This is a genomic window from Kitasatospora sp. P5_F3 (assembly GCF_054049135.1).
In genome coordinates this window covers 214748-235225 of sequence record NZ_JBFUMY010000012.1, presented here as the reverse complement: position 1 = coordinate 235225, position 20478 = coordinate 214748, and the positions used below count along the sequence as shown (strand labels likewise).

At 72.2% G+C, this 20478-nt stretch carries 19 protein-coding genes and 3 tRNA genes; 20 read left to right on the top strand and 2 right to left on the bottom strand.

The window, feature by feature from the left end; translation table 11 throughout:
- The first annotated feature begins 52 nt into the window (after positions 1 to 52).
- The 5 genes from proB to ACXJMZ_RS11445 all read left to right on the top strand — a co-directional run bounded on the left by proB (position 53) and on the right by ACXJMZ_RS11445 (position 4915).
- A complete protein-coding gene (gene proB / locus ACXJMZ_RS11465; RefSeq protein ID WP_457029894.1) occupies positions 53 to 1189 on the top strand; it encodes a glutamate 5-kinase in 1137 nt (378 codons plus the stop codon).
- Between the two features lie 64 nt (positions 1190 to 1253).
- Positions 1254 to 1706 carry a hypothetical protein gene (locus ACXJMZ_RS11460; RefSeq protein ID WP_457029893.1) on the top strand — a complete coding sequence of 151 codons (453 nt, stop codon included), beginning with the start codon at positions 1254 to 1256 and terminating at the stop codon, positions 1704 to 1706.
- 75 nt (positions 1707 to 1781) lie between these two features.
- On the top strand, positions 1782 to 3095 hold the full coding sequence (locus ACXJMZ_RS11455) for a glutamate-5-semialdehyde dehydrogenase (RefSeq protein WP_457029892.1): 1314 nt from the start codon (positions 1782 to 1784) through the stop codon (positions 3093 to 3095).
- Between the two features lie 95 nt (positions 3096 to 3190).
- On the top strand, positions 3191 to 3775 hold the full coding sequence (locus tag ACXJMZ_RS11450) for an SCO2584 family spore wall biosynthesis protein (protein ID WP_457029891.1): 585 nt from the start codon (positions 3191 to 3193) through the stop codon (positions 3773 to 3775).
- 108 nt (positions 3776 to 3883) lie between these two features.
- Positions 3884 to 4915 carry an SCO2583 family membrane protein gene (locus tag ACXJMZ_RS11445; protein WP_457029890.1) on the top strand — a complete coding sequence of 344 codons (1032 nt, stop codon included), beginning with the start codon at positions 3884 to 3886 and terminating at the stop codon, positions 4913 to 4915.
- A 191-nt stretch (positions 4916 to 5106) separates the two neighbouring features.
- On the opposite strand, the gene ACXJMZ_RS11440 is transcribed toward ACXJMZ_RS11445, so the two are convergent.
- Complete coding sequence (locus ACXJMZ_RS11440; RefSeq protein ID WP_457029889.1) at positions 5107 to 6144, bottom strand: M48 family metallopeptidase; 1038 nt, start codon at positions 6142 to 6144, stop codon at positions 5107 to 5109.
- Between the two features lie 184 nt (positions 6145 to 6328).
- Here ACXJMZ_RS11440 and ACXJMZ_RS11435 point away from each other — a divergent pair, with 184 nt between their 5' ends.
- The 8 genes from ACXJMZ_RS11435 (at position 6329) to ACXJMZ_RS11400 (ending at position 10586) form a co-directional block, all read left to right on the top strand.
- On the top strand, positions 6329 to 6475 hold the full coding sequence (locus ACXJMZ_RS11435) for a hypothetical protein (protein ID WP_457029888.1): 147 nt from the start codon (positions 6329 to 6331) through the stop codon (positions 6473 to 6475).
- Positions 6476 to 6608: 133 nt separating this feature from the next.
- Complete coding sequence (locus tag ACXJMZ_RS11430) at positions 6609 to 6767, top strand: hypothetical protein (protein WP_457029887.1); 159 nt, start codon at positions 6609 to 6611, stop codon at positions 6765 to 6767.
- Positions 6768 to 6851: 84 nt separating this feature from the next.
- Positions 6852 to 7481: a nicotinate-nucleotide adenylyltransferase gene (nadD, locus tag ACXJMZ_RS11425; RefSeq protein WP_057238574.1), complete on the top strand. Its 630-nt coding sequence runs from the start codon at positions 6852 to 6854 to the stop codon at positions 7479 to 7481.
- The gene (locus ACXJMZ_RS11420; protein WP_457029886.1) at positions 7478 to 9097 is read left to right on the top strand and encodes a LytR C-terminal domain-containing protein; all 1620 of its coding nucleotides are present in this window, start codon (positions 7478 to 7480) and stop codon (positions 9095 to 9097) included. Before nadD ends, ACXJMZ_RS11420 begins: the two co-directional genes overlap by 4 nt.
- Positions 9098 to 9199: 102 nt before the next feature.
- On the top strand, positions 9200 to 9655 hold the full coding sequence (gene rsfS / locus ACXJMZ_RS11415; RefSeq protein WP_057238576.1) for a ribosome silencing factor: 456 nt from the start codon (positions 9200 to 9202) through the stop codon (positions 9653 to 9655).
- Positions 9652 to 10299, top strand: a complete 648-nt coding sequence (locus ACXJMZ_RS11410) for a histidine phosphatase family protein (protein WP_457029950.1) — start codon at positions 9652 to 9654, stop codon at positions 10297 to 10299. Before rsfS ends, ACXJMZ_RS11410 begins: the two co-directional genes overlap by 4 nt.
- Positions 10300 to 10402: 103 nt before the next feature.
- Positions 10403 to 10475: transfer RNA gene (locus ACXJMZ_RS11405), tRNA-Ala, on the top strand.
- A gap of 38 nt (positions 10476 to 10513) precedes the next feature.
- A tRNA-Ala gene (locus ACXJMZ_RS11400) sits at positions 10514 to 10586 on the top strand.
- Positions 10587 to 10644: 58 nt separating this feature from the next.
- Here ACXJMZ_RS11400 and ACXJMZ_RS11395 read toward each other — a convergent pair.
- Positions 10645 to 11532, bottom strand: a complete 888-nt coding sequence (locus ACXJMZ_RS11395; protein ID WP_457029885.1) for a helix-turn-helix transcriptional regulator — start codon at positions 11530 to 11532, stop codon at positions 10645 to 10647.
- A gap of 96 nt (positions 11533 to 11628) precedes the next feature.
- On the opposite strand from ACXJMZ_RS11395, the gene ACXJMZ_RS11390 reads away from it, so the two are divergent.
- The 7 genes from ACXJMZ_RS11390 (at position 11629) to ACXJMZ_RS11360 (ending at position 20457) form a co-directional block, all read left to right on the top strand.
- Complete coding sequence (locus tag ACXJMZ_RS11390) at positions 11629 to 13071, top strand: MFS transporter (protein ID WP_457029884.1); 1443 nt, start codon at positions 11629 to 11631, stop codon at positions 13069 to 13071.
- Positions 13072 to 13132: 61 nt separating this feature from the next.
- Positions 13133 to 13205, top strand: a tRNA-Ala gene (locus ACXJMZ_RS11385).
- Positions 13206 to 13305: 100 nt separating this feature from the next.
- Positions 13306 to 14607 carry a hypothetical protein gene (locus ACXJMZ_RS11380; protein ID WP_457029883.1) on the top strand — a complete coding sequence of 434 codons (1302 nt, stop codon included), beginning with the start codon at positions 13306 to 13308 and terminating at the stop codon, positions 14605 to 14607.
- A 221-nt stretch (positions 14608 to 14828) separates the two neighbouring features.
- The gene (gene leuS, locus ACXJMZ_RS11375) at positions 14829 to 17732 is read left to right on the top strand and encodes a leucine--tRNA ligase (protein ID WP_457029882.1); all 2904 of its coding nucleotides are present in this window, start codon (positions 14829 to 14831) and stop codon (positions 17730 to 17732) included.
- 227 nt (positions 17733 to 17959) lie between these two features.
- Positions 17960 to 18643, top strand: a complete 684-nt coding sequence (locus ACXJMZ_RS11370; protein WP_457029881.1) for a hypothetical protein — start codon at positions 17960 to 17962, stop codon at positions 18641 to 18643.
- An 82-nt stretch (positions 18644 to 18725) separates the two neighbouring features.
- The gene (locus ACXJMZ_RS11365; RefSeq protein ID WP_457029880.1) at positions 18726 to 19571 is read left to right on the top strand and encodes a DegV family protein; all 846 of its coding nucleotides are present in this window, start codon (positions 18726 to 18728) and stop codon (positions 19569 to 19571) included.
- 103 nt (positions 19572 to 19674) lie between these two features.
- Positions 19675 to 20457 carry a helix-hairpin-helix domain-containing protein gene (locus tag ACXJMZ_RS11360; RefSeq protein ID WP_457029879.1) on the top strand — a complete coding sequence of 261 codons (783 nt, stop codon included), beginning with the start codon at positions 19675 to 19677 and terminating at the stop codon, positions 20455 to 20457.
- Positions 20458 to 20478: the final 21 nt, after the last annotated feature.

Here is a 20478-nt window from a genome sequence, read left to right as displayed (position 1 = left end):
GCCCGGATCGCGTAGATTACGACCCGTCGATTCTCCTGTGGAGGCAAGCCCGATGACGGACCAGACCCTGCGTCAGGAGGTCCTGACCGCACGCCGCATCGTGGTCAAGGTCGGCTCCTCCTCGCTCACCACCGCGGCCGGCGGGCTCGACGCGGACCGGGTGGACGCGCTGGTGGACGCCCTGGCCAAGGCCCGCAACCGGCCGGACGCCCCCGAGATCGTGCTGGTCTCCTCCGGTGCGATCGCGGCCGGCCTGGCCCCGCTCGGGCTGGACCGCCGCCCGCCGGACCTGGCCCGGCAGCAGGCCGCCGCCAGCGTCGGCCAGGGCCTGCTGGTCGCCCGGTACACCGCCTCGTTCGCCCGGTACGGCGTCCGGGTCGGCCAGGTGCTGCTGACCGCCGAGGACGCCAGCCGCCGGGCGCACTACCGGAACGCGTACCGGACCCTGGACCAGCTGCTGGCGATGGGCGCGATGCCGATCGTCAACGAGAACGACACCGTCGCCACCGCCGAGATCAAGTTCGGTGACAACGACCGGCTGGCCGCGCTGGTCGCCCACCTGGTCCGGGCCGACCTGCTGGTGCTGCTCTCCGACGTGGACGGCCTGTACGACGGTGACCCGAGCAAGCCCGGCACCAGCCGGATCGACCAGGTCAGCGGCCCGCACGACCTGGACGGCATCGAGATCGGCAGCACCGGCAAGGCGGGTGTCGGCACCGGCGGCATGGTCACCAAGGTGGAGGCCGCCCGGATCGCCACCGGGGCCGGAATCCCGGTGGTGCTGACCGCCGCCAGCCAGGCCGGCGACGCGCTGGCGGGCCGTCAGACCGGCACCCTGTTCCTGCGCACCGGCAGCCGCTCCGCCGACCGGCTGCTCTGGCTGGAGCACGCCAGCAGCCCGCGCGGCGCCCTTCAGCTGGACCCGGGCGCGGTCGAGGCGGTGGTGACCGGCGGGAAGTCGCTGCTGCCCGCCGGGGTGACCCGGGTGGACGGGGAGTTCTCCGCCGGTGATCCGGTGGACCTTCTTGGCGAAAACGGCCACATCGTCGCCCGTGGACTGGTCAACTTTGATGCGAGGGAGTTGCCCCGTCTGCTCGGCCGGTCCACCAGAGAGCTGGCCCAGGAGCTCGGTGCCGCGTACGAGCGCGAGGTCATCCACCGCGACGACCTGGTCATCCTGCGCGGCTGACGGGCCGGACCCCTAGGCCGTCCGCAGCGGCCACGACACGACGTCGCCGAACAGGAGGCCGCCGGTGGGACGAAGATTGACCAGCATCGACGGCGGCCGGGGCGAACAGGCACCCGAAGAACCCCGGGCCACCGTACGCCAGTTGCACGACCGGGCCGAGCTCCCAGAGGAGGAGCAGCCGCGGCTCTGGCACGTCGTGCTGAGCGTGGCGGGCAATGTCACCTCGCTGGCCGAGCTCCGGTCCGGGCTCGAACAGCTGGCCCACGACCACTCGTTCTTCCTGACGGCCCGTTACGCGGCCGACCACGCCGAGATCCGGTACTGGGAGCAGGCCCGCGACCTGCACGACGCCGCCGCGATCGCGCTCCGGCTCTGGGGCGAGCACAAGAGCTCGGCGAACTTACCTCCGTGGGAGATCGTCGGCCTCGAGGTGGTGGACCGTCCGACCTATCACAAGCGGATCGCCGAGGGCTTCGGTGATCCGCCGCCGCACCTGGGAGGGGTGCACCCGTACTAGGTCCGTCCGTTGGGGTCGTCTCAGCGGTCGATCAGCAGGTCCGGGCGGTCGGGCGCAGTCGCTACCCTTGGCCGCATGACCAGCGACCAGACCACCGACAGCCCCGTCCTCGCCGTCGCGCGCCGTGCCCGTGAGGCGGCCGCCGTGCTCGCCCCGCTGCCGCGTTCGGTGAAGGACGCCGCGCTGCTGGCGATCGCCGACGCGCTGCTCGCCCGGACCGGGGAGATCACCGCCGCCAACGCCGAGGACGTGGCGAAGGCCCGCGCGGCGGAGACCCCGGAGTCGGTGATCGACCGGCTCACGCTCACCGAGGAGCGGATCGCGGCGATCGCCGCCGACGTCCGCTCGGTGGTCGGCCTGCCCGACCCGGTCGGCGAGGTGATCCGGGGCTATACGCTGCCGAACGGTCTGGACGTCCGTCAGATCCGGGTCCCGCTGGGCGTGGTGGGCATCATCTACGAGGCCCGCCCCAACGTCACGGTGGACGCCGCCGCGCTCTGCCTGAAGTCCGGCAACGCCGTACTGCTGCGCGGCTCGGCCTCCGCGTACCGCTCCAACACCGCTTTGGTCGGCGTGCTCCGGGACGCGGTGGCCGGGGTCGGCCTGCCCGCCGACGTGATCCAGCTGGTGCCCGGTGAGAGCCGGGACTCGGTGCAGGAGCTGATGCGGGCCCGGGGCCTGGTGGACGTGCTGATCCCGCGCGGTGGCGCCTCGCTGATCAAGACCGTGGTCGAGGGCTCCACCGTGCCGGTGATCGAGACCGGCACCGGCAACTGCCACGTCTACGTGGATGCCGAGACCGACCTGGCGATGGCGGTCGGCATCCTGCTGAACTCCAAGGCCCAGCGGGTCAGCGTCTGCAACACCGCCGAGACCCTGCTGGTCCACCAGGACGTCGCGGACGCCTTCCTGCCGCTCGCGCTCGCCGCGCTGGCCGAGGCCGGGGTGACCGTGCACGGCGACGACGCGGTGCTCAAGGCCGCCGAGGGCTCGGCGGCCACCGTGCTGCCCGCCACCGAGGAGGACTGGGAGACCGAGTACCTCAGCTACGACATCGCGGCCGCCGTGGTGCCCTCGCTGGACGCCGCAGTCGCGCACATCCGGCGCTGGTCCTCGGGCCACACCGAGGCGATCGTGACCACCTCGCAGGCCGCCGCCCGCCGCTTCACCCAGCTGGTCGACTCCACCACCGTGGCGGTCAACGCATCGACCCGGTTCACCGACGGGGGTGAGTTCGGTTTCGGCGCCGAGATCGGGATCTCCACCCAGAAGCTGCACGCGCGCGGGCCGATGGGGCTGCCGGAGCTGACCTCGACCAAGTACATCGTCACCGGTGACGGCCACGTCAGGGGCGGCGCTACGCCTACCGTGGGTGGTACGAACGGCTGACGCAGGCTCAGCGGTGGGCGCGGTTCCGGCTCGCGTCCCCGGATGAACTACCGGGACCCACAGACAAAACCCCCGCCCGGTAATACATTGAATCCGTGGCTGAGGACGTGGGGGGCTCGCCGTACTCCGACGGCGCCGACCACGGTGGAGCGGACGACGAGTTCGCCACCGTGGTCCTTGACGAGGCATTCATCCGGTCCGCCGCCGTGCACGAGCCGAGCGCCGAGGAGCGGCAGCTGGCCGCTGCCGAGGCGAGGTTCGAGCCCGACACGGCGGCACTCGGCCGGGTTCCGGAGTTCACCGCGACGGACGGGCTGCCGCTGGAGCTGCGCCCGCACCCGAGCGGCCTGGACGACGACCGGCACTACACCGACCCCTGGTCCGGCGGCAGCCGGGCCGCCCGGCGGCTGCGCCGGGGCCGCGCGGACGGCTTCGATCCGAGCCGGGTGAACGGCGGCCGGCAGGTCGCCCAGCAGCGCTGGCACCGCCCGGTCGCCTGGGTGCTCGCGGTGGTGATGGGCGTCAGCGTGGTGGCCGTCGCGGTGGCCGCGATCTACCGCGGTACGGGCGGCGGGGAGCAGCCGGCCAGCCGCCCGGAGACCGGCACCAGCACCAGTGGGGCGCCGCCACGGGGCGAAACCTCGCAGGTGCCACCGGTGACGGTTTCGACCAGCCGCTGAGGCCCCACCGGCAGTGCGACCGGCAGCTCACCGGCATCTCACCGGCAGCCATGAAGAAGTTACGCACAGCCTCTCGTGGCGCGTCGGCACCGGCTCTACCCTTGAGTCATGGGTGACCCGGTCGAGCCTCCGGAGGGTACGCCCGACGGTGGTTCCGGTAACGAGGACGAGTACCGATCCGTCGTCTTCGACGAGTCGTTCGTCCGAGCTGCCCGGATCCAGGAGCTCTCGGCCCGGGAGCGACTGGGCGGCAACTACTCTCGTGCGGTTCGTCGGCGCGGTCTGTTCGGCTCGCTGTCCCGCCAGGCGCTGGCGCTGCTGCTGGTGGTGGTGCTGGCCTTCGCGGCGGCGGTGTACTTCGGGGTCTCCGCCCCCCAACCGCAGTCCGGCCGGCCGAGCGGCAGCCAACTGACCGTCAGCCTGGTGGCGCTGGCCCCGAGTTCGGCCGTCGCACCGGTGACCGACCCGAACGCCCCGTTCGCTGGCCTGCCCGCGAGCTACCGGGACGGCGTGGTCGGCCTCGGGACCCCGGGCGGCTCGGCCACCGTGCACTTCACCCGGGCCGAGGTGGTCCGGGCGCTCGACAGCGTCCAGCGCTACCTGAGCATCTCCTCGCTGGCCCCGGGCACCCTGGTGCACGGCGACACGGCGGAGGCCCGCCGCCTGGTCACCCCCGGGCAGCAGACCCAGTACGACCAGAGCATGGCCACTCCCAGCGACGACCAGCACCACGCGGCGACCGGCTGGCTGGTCCGCTTCGACCCCGGCCAGGTCGCGCTCGCGGTGGACACCGTGAAGGCGGTCGGCGCGATGAAGATCGACGAGGTGGACGCGGGCACGCTGGCGATCGACACTGACCACACCTTCGTCTACGCGCTCCGGCCCGCCGACGCACCGAGTGGGCCGGTCACGCTGCACACCGTGCGGCGGGCGCTGCACTTCGAGTTCGACCGGGCCGACCTGTCGGCGGGGCGGCTCCGCCTGGTCGACTCGGTCGTCCAGACGGGGCCGACCCCGTGCAACAGCCGGCTGGCGGCCTACCTGCAGCCGATGCTCGGCGGCACCGCCTCGGCCGCGGTCACCGACCCGGGCGACCACGGGCGGTCGGCCTGGGCGGTGTGTGCGGTGCTCAAGCCTTAGGCAGGCGCCCAGGCATCTACGGTCCAGGGGCTCGGGGCTCTGCTCATCGGCGGCTCCGCCGCGGGGCGAGGAGATCTGGCGCCGGGGTCACTGCGAAAGTGCCTGACCATTTACGTACGGATCACCTGTCCCGAGGTCGGCGTCGCAGTTCCCCGAGCCCCTGACCGTAGATGCCTGGGCGCCTGCAGAAACTACTCGCCGGTGTTGCGGGGCCCCGTGAAGGTGTCGCGGAGTTTGCCGCCCACGGTGGCGGCGCCGCCGGCGACGTCGCGGATGAGGCCCATCAGGGGGTCCTTGGTCTCCTTCATGGACTTGGAGTAGGAATCGGCCGCTGCCTTCCACTGCTCGCCGACCGAGGCGTTCGGGTCGTCGGTGCGGCGGGGGTAGGCCCCGGCCAGGATGGAGCGGTAGTCGTCGCTGTCGGCCCACTTCTTCAGCTTGGCGACCCGGACCACCGCGAAGGGGTGGGTCTGCGGGAGGACCTGGAGCAGCTTGAGCACGCCGTCCCGCAGGTCGCCGGCCTTGTCGTACTCCTCGGCCTGCTCCAGGAAGGCGTCGACGTTCATCTCGGCCAGGTTGTGGCCGCCGGCCAGCTTCATCAGGCCGCGCATCGAGGCCTGCAGGTCCTGACCGGCCAGCAGACCGGCCCGGTCGCAGGAGAGTTCGGCCTTGCGGAACCACTCCTTGAGGGCGGTGATCACGGCGGTGATGGCGAGGGTGCCGAGCGGGATCCAGGCGATCCGGGTGGCGATGTTGGTGAGGATCAGCAGCATCGTCCGGTAGACCGCGTGGCCGGACATCGCGTGGCCGACCTCGTGGCCGATCACCGCGCGGAGCTCCTCCTCGTCCAGCAGGTCGACCAGTCCGCTGGTGACCACGATGATCGGGGTGTCCATCCCGATGCACATCGCGTTCACCGTCGGGTCCTGGGTGACGTACAGGTCGGGGACCTTCTCCAGGTCCAGGATGTAGGCCGCGTCCCGCACCATGGCGTGCAGCTCGGGGAACTGACGCTCCGACGTGCGGACGGCGGTGGCCAGGAACATCAGGCGCACGCTGCGCTCGGAGACCAGGCCGGCCAGCTTCTTCAGGACGTCGTCGAAGCCGGACAGCTTCCGCAGGGCGACCAGCGCCGAGCGGTCGGCCGGGTGCTCCCAGGCCCGGGTGGAGATCCCGGGGAAACGCTCACGGCGGCGGCTCGGCGTGTTGTCCTTGGTCATGTCCGTCATGTGCTGAGTACCTCCTGCTCGACGCCGGCACCGGCTCTGCCCGGCCCCCGCTGCTGTTCGCTACAACGTCTGTTCGCGTGTACTCGTCCCCGCCGGCCACAGTACGCCCGGGGGTCCGGTCCGATGTCCGGTACGTCCGGGTCTACGCTGGGGCCGAGCCGAACGGACCGAGGAGAGACCGCTGATGAACCCCGCCACCTTCGCCCAGCTGGCCGGACCGGTCTCCACCGAGCCGGGCCCCGGGCTGTTCCTGCGGATCATCCTGATCAGCTCCGTGGTCGGTATCGGCCTGCTGGTCTGGGTGCTGGCCCGGGCCGGGCGCGACAACTGACGCCACGTCCGAGCGGCCCACGCCGAGTCAGACGCGGTGGGGCGCCGCGCGGTTGCGCGTACCACCCCCGTACGATGAGCGCGCAGACAAGCCTGGCCCCACCCCTCACCGAGTCGAGAAGGTCCTGCCGACCATGAGCACTTCCGCACTGCCCCTCCTGACCCAGCTGGCCGAAGGCGCCTCCGAGGGCGGCAACCACGACAGCCTCAGCCCGTACCTGACCGGCGGCGCCGGCCTGGGCATCCTGCTGCTGCTGCTCTGGATCACCACCCGCTTCAACCGCGACCGCTGAGCCGGTTCCCCGGAAGTCGGAGAGCACAGCAGCGGCCGGGCGGGCTTGCCCGGCCGCAATGCGGGTCGCGTAAGGTGTGGCGGCATGGGACAGCAGGCCGAGACCCCCGGAGTGCGGGCACGTAAGCGCCTCGGCGTGATGGGTGGCACTTTCGACCCGATCCACCACGGACACCTGGTCGCCGCCAGTGAGGTGGCGAGCGCGTTCCACCTCGATGAGGTGATCTTCGTGCCGACCGGGCAGCCGTGGCAGAAGAGCGACCGCGTGGTCACGCCGGCGGAGGACCGTTACCTGATGACGGTGATCGCCACGGCGGAGAACCCGCAGTTCTCGGTCAGCCGGATCGACATCGACCGCCAGGGCCCGACCTACACCGTGGACACCCTGCGCGACCTTCGCGCGCTGCACCCGGACGCGGACCTGTTCTTCATCACCGGCGCCGACGCGCTGGCCCAGATCCTGTCCTGGCGGGACTCCGAGGAGCTGTTCTCGCTGGCCCACTTCATCGGCTGCACCCGCCCCGGCCACGTGCTGTCCGACGCCGGTCTGCCGGTCGGTGGGGTCTCGCTGGTCGAGGTGCCCGCGCTGGCGATCTCCTCGACCGACTGCCGGGCCCGGGTCGCCAAGGGCGATCCGGTCTGGTATCTCGTCCCGGACGGTGTGGTCCGGTACATCCACAAGCGGGCGCTGTACGCGCGGGGAGGTACGGCGTGACGGGTCCCGAGGAGCGCGGCAACCAGGAGTGGTATCCGCAGGAGCCCTACCAGGAGTACCAGGCGCAGCCGCAGCAGCCCCAGGTGTACTACGACGCCTACGGTCAGCCGCAGCAGTACGTCCAGGACCCGTACCAGCAGCAGCAGTACTACCAGCAGCCGCAGCAGCCCCAGGTGTACTACGACGCCTACGGTCAGCCGCAGCAGTACGTCCAGGACCCGTACCAGCAGCAGCCCGCGTACCAGCAGCCGCAGCAGCCGGTCGCCCCGGTGCAGCCGGTCCAGCCGGTCCGGCCCCCCGTGGTCGAGCAGCCGGTGACCGCCGTACCGCCGCAGGCCCGGAAGGCCGCCGCCCCGGAACCGGACTACCCGACCGACGAGTTCACCTTCGTGGACGAGGAGGCGGAGCAGTCCGAGGACGTCATCGACTGGCTGAAGTTCGCCGAGTCCAGGACCGAGCGCCGGGACGAGCGTCGGCGCAAGCTGCGCAACCGGCTGCTCGGTGCGGTGCTCGCGCTGGTGCTGGTCGCGGGCGGCACCGCGGGCTACCTCTGGTGGCAGGGCGATCTCGGCGGGCCAGGGTCGGCGGCCAAGGCGGCCGGCGGCCGGACGGTGAACGTGGTGCACCTGAGGGACCTTCAGGGCAAGGTCACCAGTGCGCTGCTGGTGAACGACCTGTCCGGCCAGCGGGCCTCGGTGCTGCTGCTGCCCGACAGCCTCAAGCTGCCCGGCTCCGGGGTCTCGGCCACCGAGCCGCTCGGCAAGTCGCTGGACACCGTCGGGGCCTCCGGTACCAGGGAGGGTCTGACCACCGTGCTCGGCGCCCCGGTCGCCGGGACCTGGCGGCTGGACACCCCGTACCTGCTGCTGCTGGTGGCCCACCTCGGTGGGATCAAGGTGGACACCAACGCTGCGGTGCGGGAGGGCAACCAGCCCGGCGGCAAGGAGCTGGCCCCGGCCGGCAAGGCCGTCTCGCTGAGTGCGCAGGCCGCTGTGGCGTACGCCACGTACCAGGCGCCGGGGGAGAGCACCGACGCCCAGCTGGCCCGGTTCGGGCAGGTGCTGGACGGGGTGCTCCGGGTGATGCCGACGGACCTGAAGGAGGCGCAGGATCTGGTGCACCGGGTCGGCGCGGTGCCCGACCCCTCGCTGCCGGAGCAGGCGCTGGCCGGAGTGCTGGTGCAGCTGGCCCAGTTCACGAAGGAGAACCACCTCACCACCAGCGCCCTCTCGGTGCAGCCGGACGGCACGCTGGACGAGGCCACCGCAGGCAAGCAGGTCAAGGACGTGCTGGGCGGCACGGTGAAGAACGCCGCGGCCGCGAACAAGACCACCCGGGTCTCGGTGCTGAACGCCTCGGGCATCGACGAGGCGGCCAACACGGCCGGCAGCCAGGTCACCAACTCGGGCCTGGAGCTGCTGCCCAGCGGTGCCAAGGCGCCGGTCCAGCCTGCCAGCGAGATCCGCTACACCGACGACGCGAAGCAGGCCGCCGCCCAGCAGCTGGCGATCAGCCTCGGGTTCAAGGAGACCGCCGTGAAGAAGGTCACCACGGTGCAGAACGCGGACCTCGTGGTGGTGCTCGGCAAGGACTACTCGCCGCCCAAGGCGCAGTAGCGGACCCCGCACCGCACCCGGCCCCGGTCGACCCGACCGGGGCCCGGGCGGGTTCGTGAGATCCTGGAAGGCGAATCTCATAGGACGAGCCGGAAGAACACCTTGACTGCCACCGAGTACAGCCAGGACCTCATCAACGTCGCCGCCCTCGCGGCGGCCGACAAGCTGGCCCACGACATCATCGCCTTCGACGTCAGCGACGTGCTGTCGATCACCGACGCCTTCCTGATCGCCTCGGCCAGCAACGACCGCCAGGTGAAGGCGATCGCCGAGGAGATCGAGGAGCAGCTCCGCGAGAAGCTGGACGTCAAGCCGGTCCGCCGCGAGGGCGAGCGCGAGGGCCGCTGGATCCTGCTGGACTACCTGGACATCGTGGTGCACGTCCAGCACTCCGAGGAGCGCTCCTTCTACTCCCTCGACCGCCTGTGGAAGGACTGCCCCGAGCTGCCCGTCCCGGCCGAGGCGCTGGCCACCCGGAACCGCCCGGACAGCGTCCTCACCGACGCCCTGGGCAACGCGGTCTCCGAGGACGACGCGATCATCGAGGACGAGAGCTGAGCGGCAAGGCGCGGGGTCCGCGCATCGTCTTCTGGCGGCACGGCCAGACCTCCTGGAACCTCGAGTCGCGGTTCCAGGGCAGCACCGACATCGAGCTGACCGACCAGGGCGTCTTCCAGGCGCAGCGGGCGGCCAGGCTGCTCGCCGGTCTCCGGCCCGACCTGCTGATCTCCTCCGACCTCAAGCGCGCCCGGCGGACCGCCGCCGAGCTGAGCAGGGTCACCGGCCTCGAGGTGGACCACCACGAGGGCCTGCGGGAGACCTACGCCGGTGACTGGCAGGGCCTGACCAACGCCGAGATCCGGGCCCGGTTCCCGGAGCAGTACGACGCCTGGGCGCTCGGCGAGCCGGTCCGGCGCGGCGGCGGCGAGCTGAGCACCGAGGTGGCGGACCGGTCCGTCCCGGTGGTGCTGGCCGCGGTGGAGAAGCTGCCGGAGGACGGCACCCTGGTCGTGGTCAGCCACGGCGGGACGATCCGCACCATGCTCGGCCGGCTGCTCGATCTGGAGCCGGCCCAGTGGGAGCGGTTCGGCGGCCTGTCCAACTGCTGCTGGTCGGTGCTCGGCCAGGGCGCGCGCGGCTGGCGGCTGCTGGAGCACAACGCGGGCACGCTGCCGCAGCCGGTGATCGGCGACGAGACCTGAGCGGGGCCCGGATTTCGCAGTTCCGGCCCTGACCAGCTAGAGTCTTCCTCGTTCGCAGGAAAGAAACGCAGGCCGGAAGGTCGGCGGGAAGTCCTTCGAGTGCGGGGCTGTAGCTCAGTTGGTAGAGCGCTTGCATGGCATGCAAGAGGTCCGGAGTTCGATTCTCCGTAGCTCCACTCCGCTTCGGCGGTCCGTCAAGGACCGTGCGGCACGCGGGGCTGTAGCTCAGTTGGTAGAGCGCTTGCATGGCATGCAAGAGGTCCGGAGTTCAATTCTCCGTAGCTCCACAACACACCGAAGGCCGTCTCCCTCAGGGAGGCGGCCTTCGGTCGTTCCCCGGCCGGCTCAGTCGTGTCGGTGGTCGGCCGGCGGGGTGTCCGGGTGGGCGGCCAGCCACTCGAGACCGGCCCGGTCGGCCGGGCCCTCCGGGGTGTAGACCACCAGGTAGACCTCGGGCGCGGTCGGCATGGTCAGGTAGGAGGCCTGGAACCGCAGGTCGCCGACGGCCGCGTGCCGGAACACCTTGAGCGAGGACCGGGGTGGCGCCACCTCCTGACGGGCCCACAGCTCGCGGAACTCCGGGCTGGCCGCCGCCAGATCCCGGATGTACTCCTCCCAGGCGGGCTCTCCGACGTGCCGCCCGTACGCGCCGCGCAGCACGCCGACCATCCGGGGCAGCTCGGTCTCCCGGTTCACGAACGGGTTGCAGCAGGACGGCACGGTGAACGCGCACCACATGCTGTTCCGCCGCCCGCTCGGCGGCTTCGGGCGGGTCGCGCCGGGGAACAGGGTGTCGTACGCGGCGTTGTGCGCCAGCAGGTCGTAGCGGCCGTTGCAGACGGCGGCCGGCAGCGGGTCGAGCTGGTCCAGGATCAGCTGGGTGGCCGGGTCGAGCACCGAGAAGGTGTCGTCGGCCGCTCGGACCAGGTTGAGCCCGGCCAGCCGGAACAGGTGGTCGCGTTCGGTGCCGTCCAGCCGCAGCGTCCGGGCCACCGCCTCCAGCACCTGCTCGCTGGCGTTGATCGGGCGCCCCTGCTCAAGCCACGTGTACCAGGTGACCCCGACCCCGGCGAGCTGCGCCACCTCCTCGCGGCGCAGCCCCGGCGTCCGGCGGCGCGGCCCCGGCGGCAGCCCGACCGCCTCCGGGGTGATCCGGGCCCGGCAGGCGCGCAGGAAGCCGGCCAGCTCGGGCCGGCGTCGGTCGGTGGCGTTCCGTTCGTCGAGCACGGTCATGCCCCCATCCTGACGGACGGTCGGCTGACGGGTGTTCCCGGTACCAGGATCAGCAGGCTCTAACCACCGGTACCGGCCTGCCGCCAGGCTGGCGGCATGACGGACCTTCAGACCTCCACCGCCGCCGCTCCGGCCACGGCTCCGACCCGCTCGGGGCGGCTGCTCGCCGTCGTCCTGCTGGGCCAGTTCATGGCCCTGCTGGACGTCTCCATCGTGAACGTCGCCGTTCCCGGCATCCGGACCGACCTGGGCGCCTCGGGGGCCGCCCTGCAACTGGTGGTGGCGGGGTACACCATCGCGTACGCGGTGCTGCTGATCACCGGCGCCCGGCTCGGCGCCCGGTACGGGTACAGCCGGCTCTTCCTGCTCGGTCTGGCGGCCTTCACCGTCGCCTCGCTCGCCTGCGGGCTGGCCCCGGGCACCGGGTGGCTGATCGGCTTCCGGGTGTTCCAGGGGGCCGGGGCGGCGCTGATGGTGCCTCAGGTGATGAGCCTGGTCCAGCGGACCTTCAGCGGGGCGGCCCGGGTCAGGGCGCTCGGGCTGTACTCGGCGGTGCTGGCCGGTGGGATGGCCGTCGGGCAGGTGGTCGGCGGGATCCTGGTGAGCGCCGACCTGTTCGGCACCGGCTGGCGGCCGGTCTTCCTGGTCAACGTCCCGATCGGGCTGGTGCTGCTGATCGCCGGCCGCCGGCTGCTGCCGGTGACGCCGGGGGACGGCAGCCGCCGCTTCGACGTGGTCGGTCTTGTGGTGCTGGCGGCCGCGCTCGGGCTGCTGGTGGTACCGCTGGTGCTCGGGCACGAGCTGGGCTGGCCGGTCTGGGGCTGGGTGATGCTGGCCGGCAGTGCGGCGCTGTCCGGGGTGTTCGTCGTGGTGGAGCGCCGGATCGCGGCCCGGGGCGGGCAGCCGCTGGTGCCGGCCCGGGTGCTGCGGGCGCCCGGCCTGCTGCCCGCGGCCGGGGCGATCTTCCTGGTCATGGTGGCCTTCGCCGGGCTGATGTTCGCGTTCGCCCTGCACCAGCAGGCCGCGCTCGGGTACAGCGCGCTGCGGGCCGGCCTGCTCTCGGCTCCGGTCGCGATCGGCTTCGGCTTCTCCAGCCTGCACTGGCACCGGCTGCCGCAGCGGCTGCACCGACGGCTGCCGCCGTTGGCGCTGGGCACCGCGGCCGGGGCATACCTGCTCTTCGGAGCCCTGGTGAGCGGCGGCGCGGACATCGGCCTCGGCGCCGAACTGGTGCTCACGGTCGGCGGCCTGGCGGTCGGCTGCGCGTACAGCCCGCTGTTCGCCGCCGCCCTCGGCCGGGTCGATCCGGCGGACGCCGCGGACGGCAGCGGTGTCCTGGTGACGGTGATCCAGCTCGGTCAGGTGATCGGGGTCGCCCTGCTCGGCACCCTCTTCCTCGGCCGGGCCGCGCTGCCGGCCCCGCCCGCCGACTCGGCCCGGGCGCTGCTGGTGACGGTCTCGACGGTTGCCCTCGCGCTCGTGCTCGCCGCCTGCTTCGCGCTCCGTACCCGGCGGGCGACGGCCGCCGGAAGGGATTAGGGGAGTAGGCCGGGGACCGTGTAAAGTGAACGACGTCGCCGGGGGAAACGCCGGATGACGCGGGGCTGTAGCTCAGTTGGTAGAGCGCTTGCATGGCATGCAAGAGGTCCGGAGTTCAATTCTCCGTAGCTCCACAGTTCGAGAAGAGGGTCCCTCCCGGGTAACGGGAGGGGCCCTCTTCCGTTTCGGGGGTTCCCTGGCCGGTCACCGGAGCGGCCCGATACGGTCGGTGCCATGGCCGACCTGGAGCGCAGACGGAACGAGGAGCTGGCCCGCATCCTGCACCAGCTCGGCTGGAGCCCGGAGCGGCTGGCCCGCGAGCTCAACGCCGCGCTCCCGCCCGTGCTGGCGATCAGCTCCACCGCCCCGTACAAGTGGCGCGACCGGGGCATGGTGCCGCGCAGCCCGCACGACCAGACGGTCTGTGAGGTGCTCAGCCGCACCGTCGGCATCGCGGTGACGTACGAGCAGCTCTGGGGCCAGATGGGCAGCGGCCGCGGCGCCAAGATCCTCTCGCCCCGGCTGCTCACCGACCCGTGGACGGCCGACACCGCCCAGACCGCGCTGCGCGAGGCCGGTGCGGACGCCGCCCCGGTCCGGCTCACCGACCTGTTCCGCGGCGACGAACTCCAGCAGGCGGCCCGGCACTGGGCCTCCCCGGCCCCCGAACTGACCGGTGGCGAGGGCGCGCTGCGAATAGCCACCGAGCAGCTCGCCGACCTCCGGCTCAGCTACGACAGCAAGCAGCGGCTGGAGCGGGCGTACGGCGGCGGCCTGATCCTCGACCTGGCCAAGGCCGAGCTCGCCATGATCGGCAAGCTGCTCGAACTCGGCGCGTACGACGAGCCGCTCGGCCGCGAACTGTACGGCGCGGCCAGCAGGCTTGCCCGGCTGGTCGGTTGGGCCAACTACGACCTCGGCAACGACGCGGCGGCGCAGCGCGCCTTCGTCGCCGCGCTGCGGGCGGCGCACGTCTCCGGCGATCCCCGGCTCGGGGTCAGCGTGGTCGGCTGCCTCGCCGTCCAGGCCACCCACAACTCCGGCGGGCGGGGGCTGGACGCGGTCGCCATGCTCTCCACCGCGCTGCGGGCGGCCGACGAGGTCCTGACGCCCCGTGAGCGGGCGCTCCAGCTGGGCCGGATCGCGCGGGCGCATGGGCGCAAGGGTGAGCAGATCAGCGCGGAGGCGGTCGCGGAGCGGGCCTTCCAGGCGCTGGACGGCGACCAACCCCTGGGGAGCGACCAGGACCACAGTCAGGAACGGGCCGACCTGGAGGGCATGGTGGGGGAGGGCTACCTCTTCCTCGGCGACCACGAACGGGCCCAGCACCTGCTCGCGGGCGCGATCGCCGCACTGTCCCCCGAACGGGCCCGGGCCAAGGCCCTGCTGATGGTCCGGCTGGCCGACTCCTACCTGCGGACCGGCGACCGCGAGGAGGCCGCCCGGGTCGCCGACCAGGCCCGCAGCCTGGCGGCCGGTATGCAGTCCGCCCGAGTCGCCCGGGCCCTGCGGGAGTTCGACGCAGCGGTTCGCTGAGGCACCCGCTTCTCCGGTGCGTGTGCCGAAAAGGTGCGCGGGGCGCTGAGGGTCGGTGCGGTACCCTGTGGCCATGCGAACTGTGCGCCTGCTTCTTAGCCGGCCGCGCTGACCAGGACCGGCCGAGGGCCGGAGTCGGCGTGGCGTCCCCTCCTGCGAGGGGCTTTTTTGTTTCTCCCGCCGCCGTTCGCGAACTGACATCAGATGGAGCCCGAAGGACCATGAGCGAGACGACCCCCGCCGCGGCCGAGGCCGCTGCCACCGAGCCCTTCCGCTACGGCGCGACGCTGGCCGCCGAGATCGAGTCCCGCTGGCAGGACATCTGGGAGAAGGAGGGGACGTTCAACGCCCCCAACCCGGCCGGCGCCCTGGCCGACCCGAACGCCGGTGACGTCGTCTCGAAGCCGCACAGCTTCATCATGGACATGTTCCCGTACCCGTCCGGTGCGGGCCTGCACGTCGGCCACCCGCTGGGTTACATCGCGACCGACGTCTACGCCCGCTACCAGCGGATGACCGGTCACAACGTGCTGCACACCCTGGGCTACGACGCGTTCGGCCTGCCGGCCGAGCAGCACGCGGTGGCCACCGGCCAGCACCCCCGGATCACCACCGAGGCCGCGATGGCGAACATGCGGCAGCAGCTGCGCCGCCTGGGCCTGGGGCACGACCCGCGCCGGTCGATCGCCACCATCGACCCGGACTACTACCGCTGGACCCAGTGGATCTTCCTGCAGATCTTCAACTCCTGGTACGACCAGGAGGCCGGCGAGGGCGGCAAGGCCCGCCCGATCGCCGAGCTGATCGCGCAGTTCGAGTCCGGTCAGCGTGAGGTGCCGGGCGGCGCCGCCTGGGCCGAGCTGTCCGCCGCCGAGCGCGAGGAGCTGCTGGGCGAGTACCGGCTGGCGTACTCCAAGGAGGTGCCGGTCAACTGGTGCCCCGGGCTGGGCACCGTGCTGGCGAACGAGGAGGTCACCGCGGACGGCCGCTCCGAGCGCGGCAACTTCCCGGTCTTCAAGTCGAACCTGCGCCAGTGGATGATGCGGATCACCGCGTACTCCGACCGCCTGATCGCCGACCTGGACCTGCTGGACTGGCCCGAGGCGATCAAGCTGCAGCAGCGCAACTGGATCGGCCGCTCCGAGGGTGCGCGCGTCGCATTCTCAGTCGATAAGCACAGTGCCGTCGGCACCGACGCGATCACCGTCTTCACCACCCGCCCTGACACCCTGTTCGGCGCCACCTACATGGTGCTGGCGCCCGAGCACGCGCTGGTCGACTCGATCGTCCCCGCCGCCTGGCCGGCCGAGACCCACGAGGACTGGAAGGGCGGCGCAGCCACCCCGGCCGAGGCCGTCGCGGCCTACCGCGCCGAAGCCGCCGCCAAGTCGGACGTCGAGCGCCAGGTCGACGCCAAGGTGAAGACCGGCGTGTTCACCGGCGCGTACGCGACCAACCCGGTCAGCGGCGAGCCCGTCCCGGTCTTCGTCGCCGACTACGTGCTGATGGGCTACGGCACCGGCGCGATCATGGCCGTGCCCGCGCACGACCACCGCGACTTCGCCTTCGCCCGCGCCTTCGCACTGCCGATGCGCTGCGTGGTGCAGCCGACCGACGGGCGTTCCGAGGACCCGTCGTCCTGGGACGACGCGTTCGACACGTACGACTCGGTGATCGTGAACTCCGCCCATGACGACCTGTCACTGGACGGGCTGAGCGTGGTCGAGGCCAAGGCCGCCGCCACCGAGTGGCTGGCCGGGCGCGGGATCGGCGAAGGCACCGTCAACTACCGCCTGCGCGACTGGCTGTTCAGCCGTCAGCGGTACTGGGGCGAGCCGTTCCCGATCGTCTACGACGCCGACGGCGTGATGCACGCACTGCCCAAGTCGATGCTGCCGGTCGAGGTCCCCGTGGTGGAGGACTACTCGCCGCACACCTACGACCCGTTCGACTCGACCTCCTCGCCGAAGACCCCGCTGTCCCGCAACGAGGACTGGGTCAACGTCGAGCTGGACCTGGGCGACGGCGTCAAGACGTACCGCCGCGAGACCAACACCATGCCCAACTGGGCCGGTTCCTGCTGGTACGAGCTGCGCTACATCGACCCGGCCAACGGCGAGAAGGTGGTCGACCCCGCCAACGAGCAGTACTGGCTGGGCCCGACCGCGCAGAAGCCCGGCGGCGGCGCGGACCTGTACGTCGGCGGGGCCGAGCACGCGGTGCTGCACCTGCTGTACGCGCGGTTCTGGCACAAGGTGCTGCACGACCTGGGGCACGTCTCCTCGGTCGAGCCGTTCCACAAGCTGTTCAACCAGGGCATGATCACCGCCGACGTCTACCGCGACGAGCGGGGCTTCCCGGTGCCCGCCGCCGAGGTCGAGGAGCGCGACGGTCAGTACTTCTGGAACGGCGAGGCGGTCAAGCGCGAGGCCGGCAAGATGGGCAAGTCGCTGAAGAACGCGGTCGCGCCCGACGAGATCGCCGACGAGTACGGCGCCGACACCCTGCGCCTGTACGAGATGTCGATGGGCCCGCTGGACGTCTCCCGCCCGTGGGACACCCGCGCGGTGGTCGGCTCGTACCGCTTCCTGCAGCGGCTGTGGCGCAACATCGTCTCCGAGGCCACCGGCGAGCTGGTGGTGACGGAGGAGGAGCCCGACGAGGCGACCCTGCGCGCGCTGCACAAGGCGATCGACGGCATCCGCGGCGACATGGCCGCGCTGCGTTTCAACACGGCAGTGGCCAAGGCCATCGAGCTGAACAACTTCCTGGTCAAGCGCGGCTCCACGCCGCGTTCGGTCGCGGAGCAGATCGTGCTGATGGTGGCCCCGCTGGCCCCGCACATCGCCGAGGAGCTGTGGCGCCGGCTGGGCCACGACGGGTCGCTGACCTACACCGACTACCCCGTGGCCGACCCGGTCTACGCGGTCGCCGAGGCGGTCACCTGCGTGATCCAGATCAAGGGCAAGGTGAAGGCCCGCCTGGAGGTCTCGCCGGCCATCACGGACGCGGAGCTGGAGGCGCTGGCGCTGGCCGACCCGGCCGTGGTCGCCGCCATCGGCGACGCTCCGGTCCGCAAGGTGATCGCCCGGGCGCCGAAGCTGGTGAACATCGTCACCGGCTGACGAGCCGAGGTCGGGCCGACCGTCAGGGGGCGGGTCTCGGGGACATCCCTGAGGCCCGCCCCCTATCTCTGCCTGATTCCTGCCGCCCGGGCGTTCCTGCGGGCCCTTCCGCCGATCGGTGCGGCTACCTTGGAACCCTGGGTGGTCGCACCGCCGTTCTCCGGGGGAGCGGTGGGCGTACGGCTGCGGTGGCCGGCGTGGTGCGGTGTGCTGGAAGGCGGCTCGTGATGGACGTACTCGGCGTGGTTCTCGGTCTGGCCCTGCTGTTCGGAGTGGGGTTGATGGTCATGCTCGGGGTCGGTGCCGTCAAGGTGGGCAAGGCCGCCGCCGCCAAGATCTCCCAGGAGGAGGCCAAGGCCCGCCGCGCCTTCGAGAACACCGCGCTGAAGGCCAAGTCCTTCGCCAAACCGGGCGCCCACGGCCAGATCTCCACCGTCCGCCTCGCGCTGCGCTCCTCGCTCGACAGCACCCGCAAGGTGCTTGCCGCCGGGCTCGCCGAGGACTCCCAGCTGGCCGAGTCGCTCCAGCTGCTGACCCGCCTGGACACGCACGCCGCCGAACTGGACGGCGAGCTGCGGACCTTGGAACTGGAGCCGGAGGCCGGCCGGGTCGCCACCAAGCTCCCGGAGCTGCGCGAGCGGGCCGACCGGATCACGCACGCGGCCGAGTCGATGCGCTGGGCGGCGCAGGACCGGATGCAGCGTTTCGCCGACGACGAGCTCGCGCGGCTCGCGGAGGAGTGCGAGAGCGAGGCGGGGGCGCTCCGGCACTGGGACTCGGCTGCCCCGGCCGCTTCGGCCGCCGCCTCTCAGACTGAGCGCACGGGCATCTCGGCCAAGCGTGGGGTGAGCGCCGAGGAGCTGCTCGGGCTGAGCGACCTCGCCCAGCGGCTGCGCAAGCGGTCCGCCTGAGCCACCGCTGACCCACCGCTGACCCACCGCTGAACCGACCCGTGGTGTCCGCACCCGACGAGCGGGGAGTACCCTCCGGCTCATGTCCCACCGCCTCGCGCTCGTCACCGACTCCACGGCCTACCTTCCGCAGCAGGCCATCGACCGGCACCGGATCACGGTGGTCCCGCTCAGCGTGGTGGTCGGGGACGCGGCCCTGACCGAGGGCGTCGAGATCTCCCCGAAGGACGTCGCCGAGGCGCTCCGCGCCAAGCAGCGGGTGACCACCTCCCGCCCCAGCCCGGAGACCTTCGCCGCCGCCTACCGGGCCGCCGCCGAGGCGGGCGCCACCGGCATCGTCTCGGTGCACATCTCCGCCGAGTTGTCCGGCACCGGGGAGGCCGCCCGGATGGCCGCCGCCGAGGCCGGTGTCCCGGTCCGGGTGGTGGACAGCCATCTGATCGGCATGGCACTCGGCCACTGCGTCCTGACGGCGGCTCAGGCCATCGAGGACGGGCTCGACCTGGACGCGGTGGCCGCCGCCGCCACCGCCCGGGCGGAGCGGACCAGCGGCTTCTTCTACGTGGACACCCTGGAGTACCTGCGCCGCGGCGGCCGGATCGGCGCCGCCCGGGCCATGCTCGGCTCCGCACTCTCGGTGAAGCCGTTGCTGCACCTCTCCGGCGGCCGGATCGAACCGTTGGAGAAGGTCCGGACGGCCTCCCGGGCGATCGCCCGGCTGGAGGAGATCGCGGTCGAGACGGCGGGCACCGACGAGGTGGACATCACCGTGCACCACCTGGCCGCCGAGGACCGGGCCGAGCCGCTGGCGGAGCGGTTGCGGGGGCGGGTGCCAGGGCTGCGGGAGCTGTCCGTGGTGGAGGTGGGCGCGGTGATCGGTGCGCATGTCGGTCCCGGACTGCTGGCCGTGGTGGTCGCGCCGCGCTGAAACTCCCTCCTTCGAGGGACCTCGGTTGTCCACAACCCCCGGGTTTTCCACAGCTTTTGGCTGTCCGCCGGGGCCGTCGGCCGGGGCTCGTACCGTCCTCGGCATGAGAACGATGACCCCGGGCGCAGCCCGTCGCCAGGAGACCGCCGAGACCGTCCGTGGGCGGCTGACCTACCTCTTCCTGACACCTGCTCCGGCGGCTCCGGCGGCGCCGGCAGCGCAGCTGACCGGACCTGCTGGACCTGATGTGCCGGCCGAGGAGGCGGTGCTGCCGCCCGTGCCGCCTCCGGTGGTGCGCGGCCTGCTGTTCGACCGCCGGGCGGTGCTCGGCCTGTCGGTGCTGCTGCTTCTCGCGGTCGGGTACGCCGTGCAGCACTTCTGGCTCGGCCGTCCCTCGGAGGTTGCCGTTCCGGCCACCGTGGCTGCGGTCTCCTCGGCATCGGCCGGGCCGCGTTCGGGGGCGGGGCCGCCGTCGGGGCCGACCGTGGTGGTCGACGTCGCGGGGAAGGTCCGGCACCCGGGCCTGCGGACGCTGCCGAGCGGAGCCCGGGTGGCGGACGCACTCGTGCTGGCGGGCGGCCCGCTGCCCGACACGGCCATCGAGGGGCTCAACCTCGCCCGGGTGCTCACCGACGGCGAGCAGATCCTGGTCGGCGGGGGAGCCGTCCCCGGTGCTGCGCCGGGCGCCCGGGCCGGGCCGGTGAACCTCAACCTGGCGACCAAGGAGCAACTCGACGCCCTGCCCGGCGTGGGGCCCACGCTCGCCGAGCGGATTCTGCAGCACCGTCAGGAGCACGGCCCGTTCCGCTCCCTTGACCAGCTCCGCCAGATCAGCGGCATCGGTGACCGCAAGTACGCCGAGCTCCGGGCGCTGCTGACACTGTGACAGCCCACTCGCCGACACCTC

Bases quoted from the DNA above. Each gene is read 5' to 3' on its own strand.
- proB (WP_457029894.1), top strand. From the start codon at position 53: ATGACGGACCAGACCCTGCGTCAGGAGGTCCTGACCGCACGCCGCATC.
- ACXJMZ_RS11455 (WP_457029892.1), top strand. From the start codon at position 1,782: ATGACCAGCGACCAGACCACCGACAGCCCCGTCCTCGCCGTCGCGCGC.
- ACXJMZ_RS11445 (WP_457029890.1), top strand. From the start codon at position 3,884: ATGGGTGACCCGGTCGAGCCTCCGGAGGGTACGCCCGACGGTGGTTCC.
- ACXJMZ_RS11440 (WP_457029889.1), bottom strand. From the start codon at position 6,144: ATGACGGACATGACCAAGGACAACACGCCGAGCCGCCGCCGTGAGCGT.
- ACXJMZ_RS11435 (WP_457029888.1), top strand. From the start codon at position 6,329: ATGAACCCCGCCACCTTCGCCCAGCTGGCCGGACCGGTCTCCACCGAG.
- ACXJMZ_RS11430 (WP_457029887.1), top strand. From the start codon at position 6,609: ATGAGCACTTCCGCACTGCCCCTCCTGACCCAGCTGGCCGAAGGCGCC.
- nadD (WP_057238574.1), top strand. From the start codon at position 6,852: ATGGGACAGCAGGCCGAGACCCCCGGAGTGCGGGCACGTAAGCGCCTC.
- ACXJMZ_RS11395 (WP_457029885.1), bottom strand. From the start codon at position 11,532: ATGACCGTGCTCGACGAACGGAACGCCACCGACCGACGCCGGCCCGAG.
- ACXJMZ_RS11390 (WP_457029884.1), top strand. From the start codon at position 11,629: ATGACGGACCTTCAGACCTCCACCGCCGCCGCTCCGGCCACGGCTCCG.
- ACXJMZ_RS11380 (WP_457029883.1), top strand. From the start codon at position 13,306: ATGGCCGACCTGGAGCGCAGACGGAACGAGGAGCTGGCCCGCATCCTG.
- leuS (WP_457029882.1), top strand. From the start codon at position 14,829: ATGAGCGAGACGACCCCCGCCGCGGCCGAGGCCGCTGCCACCGAGCCC.
- ACXJMZ_RS11370 (WP_457029881.1), top strand. From the start codon at position 17,960: ATGGACGTACTCGGCGTGGTTCTCGGTCTGGCCCTGCTGTTCGGAGTG.
- ACXJMZ_RS11365 (WP_457029880.1), top strand. From the start codon at position 18,726: ATGTCCCACCGCCTCGCGCTCGTCACCGACTCCACGGCCTACCTTCCG.
- ACXJMZ_RS11360 (WP_457029879.1), top strand. From the start codon at position 19,675: ATGAGAACGATGACCCCGGGCGCAGCCCGTCGCCAGGAGACCGCCGAG.